The 13,430-nt window shown below is 53.7% G+C and carries 24 protein-coding genes; 23 read left to right on the forward strand and 1 reads right to left on the reverse strand.

Annotated elements, in window-relative coordinates:
- Nucleotides 1–41 precede the first annotated feature (41 nt).
- The 12 genes from psiB to M2422_RS23515 all read left to right on the forward strand — a co-directional run bounded on the left by psiB (nt 42) and on the right by M2422_RS23515 (nt 6,076).
- Nucleotides 42–473, forward strand: a complete 432-nt coding sequence (gene psiB, locus M2422_RS23460) for a conjugation system SOS inhibitor PsiB (protein WP_259143105.1) — start codon at nt 42–44, stop codon at nt 471–473.
- Nucleotides 470–1,198 carry a plasmid SOS inhibition protein A gene (locus M2422_RS23465; protein ID WP_259143106.1) on the forward strand — a complete coding sequence of 243 codons (729 nt, stop codon included), beginning with the start codon at nt 470–472 and terminating at the stop codon, nt 1,196–1,198. The genes psiB and M2422_RS23465 overlap by 4 nt, the downstream gene beginning before the upstream one ends.
- Nucleotides 1,195–1,434: a hypothetical protein gene (locus M2422_RS23470; protein ID WP_032648847.1), complete on the forward strand. Its 240-nt coding sequence runs from the start codon at nt 1,195–1,197 to the stop codon at nt 1,432–1,434. The genes M2422_RS23465 and M2422_RS23470 overlap by 4 nt, the downstream gene beginning before the upstream one ends.
- Entirely contained in the window at nt 1,434–1,931 is a 498-nt protein-coding gene (locus M2422_RS23475; RefSeq protein WP_259143108.1) for a MucR family transcriptional regulator, read from the forward strand. The genes M2422_RS23470 and M2422_RS23475 overlap by 1 nt, the downstream gene beginning before the upstream one ends.
- 69 nt (nt 1,932–2,000) lie before the next feature.
- Nucleotides 2,001–2,135: a hypothetical protein gene (locus M2422_RS23480; RefSeq protein WP_259143109.1), complete on the forward strand. Its 135-nt coding sequence runs from the start codon at nt 2,001–2,003 to the stop codon at nt 2,133–2,135.
- A 423-nt stretch (nt 2,136–2,558) separates the two neighbouring features.
- Nucleotides 2,559–2,954, forward strand: a complete 396-nt coding sequence (locus M2422_RS23485; protein ID WP_259143110.1) for an ammonia monooxygenase — start codon at nt 2,559–2,561, stop codon at nt 2,952–2,954.
- A gap of 60 nt (nt 2,955–3,014) precedes the next feature.
- On the forward strand, nt 3,015–3,308 hold the full coding sequence (locus M2422_RS23490; RefSeq protein WP_259143111.1) for a hypothetical protein: 294 nt from the start codon (nt 3,015–3,017) through the stop codon (nt 3,306–3,308).
- A gap of 46 nt (nt 3,309–3,354) precedes the next feature.
- A complete protein-coding gene (locus M2422_RS23495) occupies nt 3,355–3,699 on the forward strand; it encodes a hypothetical protein (protein WP_259143112.1) in 345 nt (114 codons plus the stop codon).
- A gap of 85 nt (nt 3,700–3,784) precedes the next feature.
- Nucleotides 3,785–4,048: a hypothetical protein gene (locus tag M2422_RS23500; RefSeq protein WP_032713713.1), complete on the forward strand. Its 264-nt coding sequence runs from the start codon at nt 3,785–3,787 to the stop codon at nt 4,046–4,048.
- 156 nt (nt 4,049–4,204) lie between these two features.
- Nucleotides 4,205–4,921, forward strand: a complete 717-nt coding sequence (locus tag M2422_RS23505) for an N-6 DNA methylase (RefSeq protein WP_404997331.1) — start codon at nt 4,205–4,207, stop codon at nt 4,919–4,921.
- Nucleotides 4,908–5,177, forward strand: coding sequence for a hypothetical protein (locus tag M2422_RS23510; protein WP_259143118.1), 270 nt, complete (start codon nt 4,908–4,910; stop codon nt 5,175–5,177). Before M2422_RS23505 ends, M2422_RS23510 begins: the two co-directional genes overlap by 14 nt.
- Nucleotides 5,178–5,545: 368 nt before the next feature.
- A complete protein-coding gene (locus tag M2422_RS23515) occupies nt 5,546–6,076 on the forward strand; it encodes an antirestriction protein (RefSeq protein WP_259143119.1) in 531 nt (176 codons plus the stop codon).
- A gap of 46 nt (nt 6,077–6,122) precedes the next feature.
- Here the strand turns inward: M2422_RS23515 and M2422_RS23520 are convergent, their stop codons facing one another.
- The gene (locus tag M2422_RS23520) at nt 6,123–6,599 is read right to left on the reverse strand and encodes a transglycosylase SLT domain-containing protein (protein WP_259143120.1); all 477 of its coding nucleotides are present in this window, start codon (nt 6,597–6,599) and stop codon (nt 6,123–6,125) included.
- Between the two features lie 430 nt (nt 6,600–7,029).
- Here M2422_RS23520 and traM point away from each other — a divergent pair, with 430 nt between their 5' ends.
- From traM to M2422_RS23575, 11 genes are all read left to right on the forward strand, one after another.
- Nucleotides 7,030–7,425, forward strand: coding sequence for a conjugal transfer relaxosome DNA-binding protein TraM (gene traM, locus M2422_RS23525; protein ID WP_045354210.1), 396 nt, complete (start codon nt 7,030–7,032; stop codon nt 7,423–7,425).
- A gap of 183 nt (nt 7,426–7,608) precedes the next feature.
- A complete protein-coding gene (locus M2422_RS23530) occupies nt 7,609–8,313 on the forward strand; it encodes a hypothetical protein (protein WP_259143121.1) in 705 nt (234 codons plus the stop codon).
- 108 nt (nt 8,314–8,421) lie between these two features.
- Nucleotides 8,422–8,796 (forward strand): TraY domain-containing protein, encoded by a 375-nt coding sequence (locus tag M2422_RS23535; protein ID WP_191919494.1) that lies wholly within the window; start codon nt 8,422–8,424, stop codon nt 8,794–8,796.
- Between the two features lie 65 nt (nt 8,797–8,861).
- Nucleotides 8,862–9,212 (forward strand): type IV conjugative transfer system pilin TraA, encoded by a 351-nt coding sequence (gene traA / locus M2422_RS23540; protein ID WP_259143126.1) that lies wholly within the window; start codon nt 8,862–8,864, stop codon nt 9,210–9,212.
- A 150-nt stretch (nt 9,213–9,362) separates the two neighbouring features.
- Complete coding sequence (traL, locus tag M2422_RS23545) at nt 9,363–9,668, forward strand: type IV conjugative transfer system protein TraL (RefSeq protein WP_008324160.1); 306 nt, start codon at nt 9,363–9,365, stop codon at nt 9,666–9,668.
- Nucleotides 9,669–9,682: 14 nt separating this feature from the next.
- Entirely contained in the window at nt 9,683–10,249 is a 567-nt protein-coding gene (gene traE, locus M2422_RS23550) for a type IV conjugative transfer system protein TraE (RefSeq protein ID WP_025759824.1), read from the forward strand.
- Complete coding sequence (gene traK / locus M2422_RS23555; protein ID WP_259143129.1) at nt 10,236–10,979, forward strand: type-F conjugative transfer system secretin TraK; 744 nt, start codon at nt 10,236–10,238, stop codon at nt 10,977–10,979. The genes traE and traK overlap by 14 nt, the downstream gene beginning before the upstream one ends.
- Complete coding sequence (gene traB, locus M2422_RS23560; protein WP_259143131.1) at nt 10,966–12,360, forward strand: F-type conjugal transfer pilus assembly protein TraB; 1,395 nt, start codon at nt 10,966–10,968, stop codon at nt 12,358–12,360. Before traK ends, traB begins: the two co-directional genes overlap by 14 nt.
- Before the next feature lie 21 nt (nt 12,361–12,381).
- Nucleotides 12,382–12,921 carry a type IV conjugative transfer system lipoprotein TraV gene (traV, locus tag M2422_RS23565; protein WP_259143133.1) on the forward strand — a complete coding sequence of 180 codons (540 nt, stop codon included), beginning with the start codon at nt 12,382–12,384 and terminating at the stop codon, nt 12,919–12,921.
- Between the two features lie 119 nt (nt 12,922–13,040).
- Nucleotides 13,041–13,265 carry a TraR/DksA C4-type zinc finger protein gene (locus M2422_RS23570; RefSeq protein WP_259143135.1) on the forward strand — a complete coding sequence of 75 codons (225 nt, stop codon included), beginning with the start codon at nt 13,041–13,043 and terminating at the stop codon, nt 13,263–13,265.
- A 3-nt stretch (nt 13,266–13,268) separates the two neighbouring features.
- The gene (locus M2422_RS23575; RefSeq protein ID WP_259143137.1) at nt 13,269–13,427 is read left to right on the forward strand and encodes a hypothetical protein; all 159 of its coding nucleotides are present in this window, start codon (nt 13,269–13,271) and stop codon (nt 13,425–13,427) included.
- Nucleotides 13,428–13,430: the final 3 nt, after the last annotated feature.

Consider the following 13,430-nt stretch of genomic DNA (forward strand, 5'->3'; position numbering starts at 1 on the left):
AACGGAGAGCCGCCCTGCGGGGCGGCAGTAAGGAGATACCCATGCAGACTGTTCTGACCCCCGATGTGCTGAAGACCATGTCCCCTGACGAGATGGAGGACTGGCGCGACAGCGGCGAAGACTACCGCCGCGAACTGACCCACGCCGTGATGCGTGACCTGTCCTGCCCTGAAAACTGGGACATGAACGGCGAGTACCGCAGCGAGTTCGGCGGGTTCTTCCCCGTACAGATACGCTTTACCCCCTCGCACGGCAATTATCATATTGCCGTGTGCAGTCCTGGTGCCATCAGTCCGGCGTGGATGGTGGTGTTCGTGCCCGCCAGCGGTCGCCCGTTCTCCGTTATTCGAACCCTGAACGGCTACCAGCCGGAGCTTATCAGCCACACTCTCAGCCTGACGGCGCGGCTCGATGCGGACGGCTACAGTCAGGCCAGCATCATCAGTATCCTGGCAGCGGAGGGGGCAGCATGATACCTGCAAACCTGTCACTGGTTCCCTTCAGCCCTGAGCGACGCGCCGCGATGGAGGCCATTGCGGAGGTTGAACGCCGGCGGTCGCGCGGCGCGGTGTCCACGATGTATCCGTATGCCAGCGCCTTTTTCCGGCGGCTCACGGGCAGCACGCGCATCTCACTCAGGGAAATCCATTATTTTGCGCCGGTGCTGACGGCGCGGGAGCTGCGGGGCAGCAGGGACAGCTGGCTCAGTGCCATCGATGCGCTGATTGAAAGCCGCGGGACGTGTTGCTGGCTGCCGCTTCCTGTCGGTGCGGGTCAGCGCCTCTTTCCGGAGGTGGCCTTTCAGCAGACCGAGCGGGTTCGCTGTCAGGACGCGCTGCGGGATGAAAAATACACCCGCCAGCGGCACAAAGAACGGTGTCAGCGTGAGCGTGCGTACCAGGCGCTGGCGGGGCAGGCGGAAATTGAGCTGGCTTTTCATACGCCCGAAACGGTCAGCAGCTGGAGTGCGCGCTGGTCAGGTACGGAACTGCGCCAGTACGACCTGGAGGAGATGTTCTGGCGCTGGAGCGAGCGCTTTCCTTCCCTGTCGGCGCTGGAGCGGGATGAATTTGCCCGCGAACCGCTCTGGAGCATGGTGTTCGAGGCCGGATTGCTGACAGAAGAGGCTTCCGTTCCCGTACGACAGATGGAGCACTGGATGGTACCGAACAAGCTGACGTTCCGGGAGGGGACATGAGCAGGAGAGCAAATCCGTACGGGCAGGAACTGAAAATTGCCCGCAGTCAATGTAAACGCCTGAAGACGATGATAAACAAGCTCACCGATATGTCGGTTGAGTGGGATGGCCTGAGTGGTGGTCTGGAGTGCGACTTCAACATGCTGGCCGAAGAAGTGGAGAAGCAGCTGGACGTACTTGATACGCAGATTACCGACTGGGCTGAGGGATACGGCGACGGCAGGGAGGTGGAGTGATGGCAACAGAACGGAATACGCGGGGGAACATCGTCTGCAGGGAGTGCGGCAGGGCGTTTTCCTTCCTGGCTCCGCATCTGCGTATGACACATGAGATGTCGGTAAGCGAATATCGCGAGCGCTGGGGTATAGCCAAACATGTCCCGCTTGCCAGTGCCGAACACTCAGCCAGATGCCGGGATAACGTTATCAGACGTATCCGGAGCGGTGAGCTGGACCCTGACCTGCAGGTCAGGATGATGGCGGAAGGGTACGCCAGGATAAAAGACCGAAGCAGCCCCTCAGCACTACAGCAAAAGTCGTCCTCCAGAACGGCGACCATAAACCGGATATGGGAAACCTCCCCTGCCGTGAAAAGGGTCAGCGCAGAGATCCGGCAGGAGGCCGTGCGCAGAATGAAGGCCCGCAACGAAACGGGTGAAAAGGTGCGGAGTATTGCTGATGAACTGAACCTGTCCCTGAGCTGTCTGTATCGCTGGCAGGCTGAAGATGGCTGACGGCCTGTCGGGATTTTTTTGCACACATGCTTTTCGGATAACATCATTAAATGTCTGCGCAGAACGCCGGTGCTGGACACTTTTCTGGTTAACAGCCTGCTGCTGCGGGCTGATGTGCTGGATAAAAAGCGGTATACGCTGGCGGGTCTGGCTAATGAACTGGCTGTTTTCACCGAAACAGCAGCACACGGGCGTCGTCCCTGACGGGACACGGCTGTCGTGAACAGAGCCAGCAAGCTGTCTCTGCCCTCCGGGCGTCCATCCTGACGCAACGTCAACCCCCTGCGCTTGCTGCGTCCGTAAACGGACGCGCCGCTTCACCCTGTCGGCGGTAAAACTGCCGACAGTCCGCTGACGCCACGCCGTTCCGCCGTGTCGGGTGTGTTCATCCTCTCCCCGTACCTCTGGCGAGCCCTCTCCCGTTAAGTTCCCGGGCGGAGGGCTTGTCGTAGCACCGTCGTGTCGTCATCCGAAGGGTGAAATGAACTCCGCCAAAACTTTTTGCGAAGGACCGCAAAAACTTTTGTCTCCGCCCTTCTCCTGCCGCCCCGCCGTCGCTCCTTTGCCCTTTGCCGCCAGGGAACTCACCGAGAGATGGATTAACCACCAGACAGGAGGAAAAGCAGGATGAACACACAGAACGTCAACGTCAAAACCGCCACCAAAGAATCTTCCGAAAGATGGGGTTCAGACCCAGAAGCGCGTCTGGCCTGCGTTATTGCAGAGCAGAAGTCATTCCTGCTGGAGCTGTGTCAGGTCTGGAACCTGCAGCTGTCAGAAGGCGAAGAGGCGGAAGAAGTCTGCAACATCCTGTGTGCCATGAGCAAAAACGTCTGGAACGAGGGTGTGATGGACTGGCATACCGACAAGCCCCTTCTCTCATTCCACATTGTCCAGCCGTGGCTACAGGCTAAGGCTCAGGCGGTGTGGTTATACGGAGAAACAGGACGGGCGGCATGGGCGTATGCAGACAAGAGCCTGAAAGACTGTATGGCCTTTGAATGCGCCATGCTCTGCGAGTAAGCACCCTTAAATGTCAGCCACGGCGGCAGGGGATGCCGCCAGTCACAACGGAGAAACATCATGAACATCAGCAACGGTAACATGAACAGCACATTCAGCTTCGACGCATGGGAGAAAAGCGCGCTCAGCGAGCTTGATACCCTGCAAACCCTCGTCAGTAAAGCCCTGATGAAGTACCAGAGCAATACGGACAAAACGGCGCTGGGCGAGTCTGCAAACCGCTATATGGGCGAACTCAGAACCGCAGTAACGCGCATCCTGAAAGCCACGCCAGCAATTCAGCAGAAAGTCGATGACATTGCCGACATGCTGCTTCTGATGGCGCATTTTTCCGGCATCACGTTCGACGAATAACCACCACGGCGAAACATCAACGCCATTAACCAGAAGGAGATAAACCATGCACTTAAATCTGACTGAATCCAGTGCCGAAACGGGTGTTTACGCGACCAGTGAGGCCGAACGCGCGAACTGGCTGAGCCGCGAAAAGTCATATCTGACCGCGCCCGTCGAAATCGACGTTCACGCCTTCCATGATGCGCTGGGGCTGATGTACCCGATGAACTGGCGCAGCAGTCAGAACGGCGAGTGTGAAACCTTCATGCTGGCGGAAATGGTCTGCGGCAATGTGACCGAAATCTACGCGCGGATCGGTATCCGTTATTACCGGATGCGTGACTACAGCAACCTTGACCACGCGGAGATTCTGGCACGCGTTAAGGAGGTTGAGCAGCGCCAGAAATGAAAAAGGCAGACTTTCGTCTGCCATATCCCGCCGGATTCTCAGCGTCGAAACTACGAATCCGGCCTTCACCAAAAGGAACAAACCAATGCAATTCAGTGAAGTTTCGATTGTTACACCGACAGCCCTGTATGTCCAGATGCTTGAGGCGGAAAACGCACCCGTAAAAAAACAGGTGCGTATTAAACGCAGTGATATCGACCGTGACGAAATCAGCGCCGAAATGCGGGCGCTGGGTCGTCACATTGCGCACTGCCGGAAGAAGGGGCGCGCCGTTCGTATTCCTGCCATGCGAGTGAGCGAGTGGGGGCAGGTGTTACGCACGCTCGAACTGAAGCGGGCATTTAACTGATAACTGAGCCGCTCCTTACGGGGCGGCATTTAAGGAGGAACGATGTCTCAACTCAGTTTTGCCAGCTTCTTTGACCAGGCGAGAGAAGCCGCACCCTTAACACCCGCTAAACCCGTATTGCCCACCGTGAATGCGCAGCCGATACCGCACCGGATGATGACCATCGGGGACGCCCGCCGCCAGTTTATCAGCGTGTTCAGGGATACCGCCCGCAGCCTGCGCCGCTGGGAGGTGTTCAGCGACTTTATCACGCTGGCCGCCAGCGAGCTGGATATGGCGCGGATAAGAACGCCGGAGAATATTGAGCAGAGCCGCAAAATCTGCGCGAAGTACAGCGAGAGCGATATCAGCAACCTGCATACGCTTTTCTGCCTGATGGTCTGCGCACTGGAGGCCAAATTCCACGACTTCCTCGGCGCGATCTTCATGGAGCTTGAGCTTGGCGACGACCGCAACGGACAGTATTTCACGCCGTATCACGTCCAGTCACTGCTGGCGAGGCTGCTGATGCCGGACGTCGACGAAACGATACGCCGTGAGGGGTTTGTGACAGTCAGCGATCCGGCAAGCGGTGCGGCGGGAATGATTGTGGCGTATGCGGAATATCTACTGGAGGCGGGCTATAACCCGTCTGAACATATGTTCGGAAGCTGCATTGATATCGATCCTGTTGCGGCCGATATGGCGTTTATTCAGCTTTCCCTGCTGGGTATTCCTGCCGAGGTGGTCACGGGCAATACGCTGACGATGCAGTTAAACAGGGTGCGGTATACGCCGGTGTACTACATCAACAACTTTGGAAAGCGGCTGGACGATCAGCGCCGTATCAGTGCCATGCGCGAATTTTTGCGCGGTATAAATGAAGCTGCATAACCATCCAGAAGGGCAGGGAAGTATCCTGCCTTTGGTGGCATCAAAGGCCGCGCGCCTGCGGCGCAGAACAAGCAGGCTGCGCTGTCGCGCTGCCTGCGTTATTCCGGCGCGAGGTTGTCTGAAGTTCCTGTCTTTTGGTCAGCTGATTACTATTCTTCATTCTCCTGCTGGCGATGGTCTTTATTATTCTGCCGCTGATATGGATATTATCCTTTCTTCTCCGGGCGTCGTCCCTGAAGGGACACGGCTGTCGTGAACGGAGCCGGTAAACCGTCTCCGCCCTTCGGGCGTCCATCCTGACGCAAATTCAAATTCACGCTTGCTGCATCCAGAATGGATGCGCCGCTTTCACCGTGGCGGTAATAAATTACCTCCACTCTGAAGCCCGTAACGGTAATTCGTCTTACGCCGATTTTCCATTACGGGATGTGTGCATTCTCCTGGTGTGACTATCGCCCGATTTCATCAGTTCGCGGAGGGCTGCTTTTAGCATCAGCCAGAAAGGAAATAAAGGGGTATATAAACGCTGCGCGCCCCTTTATTTCCTTTCTGTCAGCTGCTCATTGCCCTTCGCCGCTCAGTGATGAAGTCGAATGATAATAACCCAATGAGGAGAAAACCAGAATGCACACATTAAACGTCAAAACCGTCACTCGTGAATCAGCCGAACAATTTAAAATCGATGAGCGCCAGCGCTACTCAGTTACAGATGGCGATGAGCGTCTTGATTTTATTCCTGCGCTCTTTTTTACGCCTTTTGCTGATAACATGATTGCCAGCTGGTTACGTCAGCATTCAGATTATGATGGCGGTTTCTGGAATTACTGGATTATTCCGCAGGGCACTGGCGGAAACGTGGCTCCGAACTGTGTCAGATTCACCACCGCACAAACAGGATATATCGCACCGGAAGGAGAACAGCGCTATAACATGGTTGTTCCTGGTAATTACTTTGAAGCAGAGGTCAGTGCTGATGCTGCCGGAATTATTGCCACACTGATGATTATGAACTGGTTGTCCTGGCAGGTCGCAGATATGGGGCCTGAATATGCGAAAGTCTGTAAACACCTCGTCGCTCGTCAGGATGCACTGAAAGACTACATCAGTATCATAAAACACCCTGAAGCTCATTTGATTTACCGGGCTATTGATTGACGGGTTAAAGACAGGATGGAAAAAAGACCTCAATACGAGGTCTTTTTTATTGTTTTGAGAGAGTCTGCCCTGAGTCTTTATTCTTCTTTATCGCCCGGTATGTTGCCTCAATTTTTCTGGCATAGACATATCTTCTCTGCGCCTGTTCTTCTGTTTTCCGGAAACCTGCATTATACGCTCCCACGGCCTGCCAGTTGACTCCCCACTTTTTGAATGCAATTGCAAGATAGTAGGCCCCTGTGTAGATATTCATACATGGGTCGGAAATAAGATGCTCCGGTTTTATTCCATAACGAGCCAGTTCGTTAAAATGCTGGGAGTCCACCTGCATAAGTCCTGAGCCATAGCCCGAAACAGGATTGTAGCCTTTAACATCTGTACGGAAGTTCGATTCATTCCAGGAGATTGCCCGAAGCAAATCTGGATCTATATGATAATCCCTTCCTGCCAGATCAAAACAATCAGCAGCGTTCAACATTCCAGAAAAAGCCAGCGTTAAAAACGTAAGAGCAATCCGTTTCATTTCTTCCCTCCGGGCACCATGCCGGAAATACGTTAACCCATCCCAGAACCAGACTCAACTAATATGCACTCCTCACCACCAAAAGCAGCACACCCCACGCAAAATTAAAATTTTGCTGATTGGCCTTTCAAACCATGCACTTATGTTTTTTAAATTCCATTCAGTTCCAATGTGGAACTTAATAAGATTCATCTGTGACTACTGTATGAATCATTGGATATTCATTAATGAATCATGTACGATTCACGATATATATTTCATAATGTTGTGTGATAGTGAATCGTCGGCAATCCGCCATGTGAATCGCCGACGACTCGTCATAAAACCACTGGATGAACCGCCTGCAATCCGCCGGTGAATTTGACGGTAGAAAGGCGCTGTTCGGCAGTCAAAATAATATCCTTCCACTGCAATAAAAAGGAGATGAGCTTTGGCAAAGATACAAGCATATGTAAGCGACGACGTGGTAAATAAAATAAATTCTATCGTCGAACAGCGCCGGGCAGAAGGTGCCAGGAAAGAAGATGTCAGCAGTTCAAGCGTTATATCGATGCTCGTCGAACTAGGCTTGCGTGTCTATGAGGCGCAAATGGAGCGCAAGGAGTCGCCGTTTAACCAGATGCTTTTCAATAAAACTATTCTTGAAGCCGTACTTAAAACACAGTTTATCTCCAGTAAGCTTCTCGCAATGGAGTCCATGAGCCCGCACATTGCAGGAAATGATAAATTTGAGTTCCGGGGGATGGTTCAGAATATACGAGATGATGTTAAAGAGATCGTGGAAACCTTCTTTCCAGAGTCAGGTGAAGAAACCGATAATGATTAACTATATAGATGTCTTAAAAATCACATTTAACTGTTTTTTTTAATGACAATTTCTGTAGGGAAAGGTATATTTTAGCAGTGTCCTAACTAAAATTTGATTTTCGGCAAGTTTTGTCGAATCGCTGGTACCCAGGGATTGCCCCCCTAAGTACCAGCTACCCACACAGCCTAGTAAGGAGGTTATATGAGTGCGCGCGATCTTATGCGTTCTTCTGATTCCAGTCAATCACAACAAGAAGCAACAAGATTTAAAATTTTTGATAATTCTGAAGTTCCCATCTGTATCAGAAATTCTTCTGGTGTCTTTGTATATTCAAATCACAATTTTTCGAATGTTATAAAAGGCTGTGAATATGACTCCGCCTACTGGTTTGAAAAACTTCCTCTTGAGTTGAAATGTGCACTTCTGGAAAAAGAGGTCGATGCACTAGCTAATCCTGATATGGCAATAATAAAGAGCTTTGTTATTGAAGATTATTTCTACTGGTGTGTTCTGTTTCAGGTGGTTTGTATTGATTCTGAATCGTATATATTGTGGCATTTTATAAAGGATGCTGTTTTTAGTCAGGCCAATAGCAGGGATCTTAATCATATTGTGAATGATGTTTTCGAGATAAAGAACCCTGCTTTAGTCCTTGAGCCTGGTGTTTACCAAAGCTTTTGTCTTTTCTTCAGCGGTTTTACACATGATTTTATTTCTCGATTACTAAGCGTAACATCTGGTGCTTCAAAGAAAAGAATTTCCAAAGCATATTCTATTATGGAAATAGACAATAAAGATGACATGATTCTATATCTCAAGACTCACTCGTTCTTACCAAGTATTCACAGATATGCATTCGAGTTAATCAATTCTAAGTGCAATCTACTTCGTAAGGCGAAATTATGAAATCTGGTTTGTTGTTGTTATGTTAAAAAATGGGGAACTTTTAGTATATCGCTCTGAGTGCATCTTTGGGATATTATTGCAGCATGTCTTTTTAATAAGGAGGTTGTGATGAGGAGATATAGCAGCTCTCCAGCATTGGGAAATACCGTCAGACTCAAACTCGATTCTGTGACAGAGAGTTTATTGCGTTCTGCTACTTCGAGAAGTGGCAGAAGTCGCGGATTCGAGGTTTTTTTTAGGGTCAGAGATCACCTCAATAGATTCCCTATGTTCAGGGTTATGGATAATCCAGACTTTTCTAAGAGTTATTTTGTGACCGTCAGGTTTGATGAGGAAACTAACTTAAAACTGATCAATGCAAAAAACCGAAGTGGATGGTGTAAGACTTATGAAGTACGGGAAAGGCTTCATGACCATCTGATCAAATTCCCCGACTTTTACAATGCTGAAATGGTGGAGGTGATACCTAATAATTTCGACTGAATGGCATTAACGAAATATTGGCCTTTTTTATGGCTGTTTCATTAACATTTAAAGGATTAATAAATATGACTGATGTGTCTGTAATTAACGCTGTACCCGCGACCACTGCAAAGAAAAAATTCAGCAAAGTCGCGTTACTCAAAGCGCTGAAGTTTGCCCTGCCTGTCGCAGCCATTGCTGCGTTTTTCCCTGAAACGGTTCTGGCCTCGACTGCGGGTAAAGATCTGATGTCCAGCGGCGATGCAACCGTTAAAGGAACATTTGGTAAAGATTCCAGCGTGGTTAAGTGGGTTATTCTTGCCGAAGTCCTGGTTGGGGCCGTGATGTATATGACGACCAAGAACCTCAAGTTCCTGGCGGGCTTTGCGATCCTGTCCGTATTCGTCACTGTAGGTATGTCTGTCGCAGGATACTGATATCCAGAGACCGCCTTTCAGAGCCACTTCCGACTATTAAATTCCGGTTTAATTCTGAATGCCCTTCACGAGCATTCACGGGAGGGCTTTGCCTGTAATCCGGCTGGCAGGTATTTCCATACTGCCAGCTGTACCGGAGACGGAATATATATGGCAGATGAATCTCTCAAAAAATATCGCTTTCCCGAAACCCTGACGAATCAGAGCCGCTGGTTTGGCCTTCCTGTGGATGAACTTATTCCGGCCATTGTCTGCCTGGGGTGGGGATTCTGGACCCAGCATTATATCCCCGGAATTATCGCTGCCGTACTGGCCTATCTCGGAATAAAAAAGCTCAAGAAAGGGCGGGGCAGCTCATGGCTGCGGGACCTGGTCTACTGGTATATGCCGACCTCACTGCTGAGGGGGATTTTCCATGATGTACCCGACTCATGCTACCGCCAGTGGATTAAATAGACAGGAATAATCAGATGGAACACGGAGCTCGATTAAGTACACAGCGGGTTATTGCCATCGGCTTTATTGCCATGGGGGTGGTTATTCTGGGGAGTATCACCACCAACGTTATTCAGGCCGTCAACAACTACCGCCTTCAGAATGAGCAGAAGTCTATCGTCACGCCAATGCTTTTCAACGCGCCGTTTGCCGTGTCGCAGAATCAGGCGGATGCCTCCTACCTGCAGCAGATGGCCCTGTCGCTTATCGCCCTTCGCCTGAATGTCACCCCGGAAACCGTTGATGCCTCTCATGAGCAGCTGCTGGCGTATGTCAAGCCGGCGGCGCAGAACGAGCTGAAAATCAGGCTTGCCGAGGATGCGAAGCGCATTAAGGACAACAACGTCAACTCGTCTTTCTATATGACCAGCGTGAAGGTTTATCCGGCAAGCAGCCGCGTGGACGTGCGCGGTCAGTTGAAAACCTGGATAGGCGACTCGAAACCGTATCCCGAGCTGAAACAGTACGTTCTTAAATTTGAGCGCGAGGACGGCATCAGCTGGCTCAGCCACTTCGGAGAAATCACAGATGAACAAAAATAGTCGCCGTGCGCTGCTTGCGTTGATGATGCTCGCTTCCGGTCAGACGGTCGCCGCACCCACTGCGCTTTCCGCCACGATTGTTCCGCTGACGAACGGCGGGCAGGCCAGCATCGCGGTCAGCAACACCGACCCGAACCTCTTTACGGTCGCAGGTGACCGCGTGACGGCCCTGACCAGCCTCGACGGTGAGCTGACGCGGCAGGAACAGACGGCAAGCGGCGGTGTGATTGTCAGCACCCTCAACAAAAAGCCCTTCACGTTCATTCTGGAAACCGAACGCGGCCTCAACTTCTCGGTACAGGCCGTGCCACGTGCGGGCGCGGGGCGAACCATCCGGCTGGTCAGCGAGCTGTCCGGTACGGGCGAAGCGGCGCGCACCTGGGAGGAGTCTTCTCCCTATGAGGCCACGCTGGTTTCCCTGAGCCAGCATCTGCTTGGCGGGAAGCTGCCGTCCGGCTGGCAGGCTATTCCCGTCACGCATGAAGCCCTCGTCGCGCCCGCCGGACTTTCTGCAGTCCCGGAGCGCGTCTGGGTGGGCAATCACCTTAAGGTGGTGCGCTTTCGCGTCACCAACAATACCGGGATGGCCCGTAACATCGCGGAAAGCGACTTCTGGCAGAGCGGTATTCGCGGGGTGCTGTTCGGTGAAGCCTCTCGTCAGCTGATGGCGGGCGGCGCCCTGCAGGTCTTCATTATCAGCAGCGGAGGTGCGGCTGATGGCCAGCATTAATTCAGTGGTGAAGCGCAAGCAGTTTATCTGGCTGGGTATTGTGCTGGCGACCGTGGGTGTGGTAGGCGGCGGTGGCTGGTATCTGGCGGATGCGCGTTACGAGGGGAGCAGCGATGCGGCAGCAGCCGGCGAGCCTGCGCCCGATATGACCGGTGTGGTGGACAGCACCTTTGACCAGAAGGTACAGCAGCATGCCACGACCGAGATGCAGGCTACCGCCTCCGAAATGCAGAAGCAGTATGCCGAAATGCGCCGCGAGCTTGAGCTGCTCAGTAAGGGGCAGGCAGGCTACCAGCACCAGATAGACAAGCTTAACCAGGACAACGCGGCGCTTTCCGCTCAGGTCAGCGCGCTGGGGGCAAAACCCGTCACCGCATCGGGTGAGCCGGCACCGCAGCCGCCGTCTCCTGCACCGGGGCCTGAAGGTGAGCCGCAGCCGACCGGTTTCCCGCCGCAGACGGGGGCCGTCCCACCGCCGACGGCGTTCTACCCGGGTAACGGCGTCACGCCGCCGGCGCAGGTGCAGTACCAGCCCATCCCCGTACCCAACCAGCTGCGCCGGCAGTCTTTTGCCCGCAGCGATGAAAACAAAGGTCCGTCCCTGCCGTACATCCCGTCGGGCAGCTTCGCCAAATCGATGCTGATTGAGGGGGCTGATGCCAACGCTTCCGTAACCGGTAACGAGTCCACGGTGCCGATGCAGCTGCGCATTACCGGCAGGGTGGAAATGCCCAACAGCAAAAGCTACGACCTCACCGGCTGCTTCATCGGGCTTGAAGCCTGGGGCGACGTGTCCAGCGAGCGCGCCATCGTGCGTACCCGCAACATCAGCTGCCTGAAGCACGGCGTCACCATCGACCAGCCCATTGCCGGACACGTCAGCTTCCGGGGGAAAAACGGCATCAAGGGCGAGGTGGTGATGCGAAACGGCAAAATCCTCGGCTGGGCATGGGGCGCGGGTTTTGTTGACGGCATCGGTCAGGGCGTGCAGACCGCGTCCCAGCCCTCGGTCGGACTCGGCGCCACGGCATCCCTCGGCGCGGGTGACGTGATGAAGATGGGGATTGGCGGCGGTGCCTCCAAAGCCGCCCAGACCCTCAGCGACTACTACATCAAGCGCGCAGAGCAGTACCACCCCGTCATCCCGATTGGGGCGGGTAACGAAGTGACCGTTGTCTTTCAGGACGGTTTTCAGCTGAAAACCATTGAAGAGCTGGCGCACGAGAATGACAAAAGCAAGGCGGAGGGCGACGAACGCAGTCCGGTTCCGCCACCGTCAGTCCCGCAGGGCGGCATGAACGGGTTCAGTACCGACCAGATGCTCAACCAGCTGGGCAGACTTAACCAGAGCCAGTTTATGCCGAAGGCCGACTCACAGTAACCCCACGTAAAGGAACCGCAAATGAACAAGACAGTGCCTGTTGCGCTCACGCTGGCCAGTCTCCTGACGCTGTCGGGATGTGCCGGTACAACGAGCGATTTTGAGTGTAACGCGACGACATCCGATACCTGCATGACCATCGAGCAGGCCAATGAGAAAGCCAAACGACTGGAGGAGGCCAGCGCGGTAAAGCCGGGTGCGACATCGCTGCCACGCCTGGCTGAGGGTAATTTCCGGACCCGGTCCGTGCAGCCCCTTACGCTGCCGGCTGAACCGGTGCATGCCGTCGCATCCAGAAATACACCGCTGGCGGGCACACCGACTCTCCCCCGCCCGCAGCCGCACTCGGCCTCGCGGGCGCCGCTCTCCACGGTCACACCGGTTACTGTGCCGCCGCCAGAGCGTGAGTCCATCGTGGACCCGAGGCCGCTTCGCGTCGGTGAAAAGACGGCCGGGCTGTGGATCGCGCCCTATATCGATACGCAGGACGTTTATCACCAGCCGACGCGGGTGTTTTTTGTTGTGAAACCCTCAGCGTGGGGAACCCCGCGCGTTAACTGAGTCCTGAACCGCCACCGCGTGTGGCACCCATTTTAACAATCTGTCGTTATCACGCGTGCCCTGAAACGTGAAAAGGGATGGGCGGTAGCGTGTCCGGACAGTGTGAGCAGGGAGCGTTGATGGCAGACGAACTCGATCTCCTGCAGGAGCAGGACGAATTGCTGAACCAGCTTCATATACAGGCCGCGAGGCAGCGGTCCTGTCTGCAGGGCAAAAGCCGCAACCGGTGCGAATGCTGTGGTAATCGTATCCCCCTCAGGCGGCGGCAGGTCATCCCGGGCGTACGTACCTGTACGGAATGCCAGCGGGCTCTGGAAATACGACAAAAACAGTATCTGAGGTGACCGATGGGAAGAAGAAAAACCAATGTGATGGTCGTGGGGAAAACCGGTAGCGGTAAGACAGCCATCAGCGTTGATGTTATGCGGACCTTTTTATCAGAACGACAACTCCGCGACTGGCGTGAATTACGCAAAGACATTCAGAACGATGGCAAAAAACCATGAGAC

The organism is Enterobacter sp. SLBN-59 (assembly GCF_024807915.1).
In the GTDB taxonomy this organism is placed as follows: Bacteria; Pseudomonadota; Gammaproteobacteria; order Enterobacterales; family Enterobacteriaceae; genus Enterobacter; species Enterobacter asburiae_B.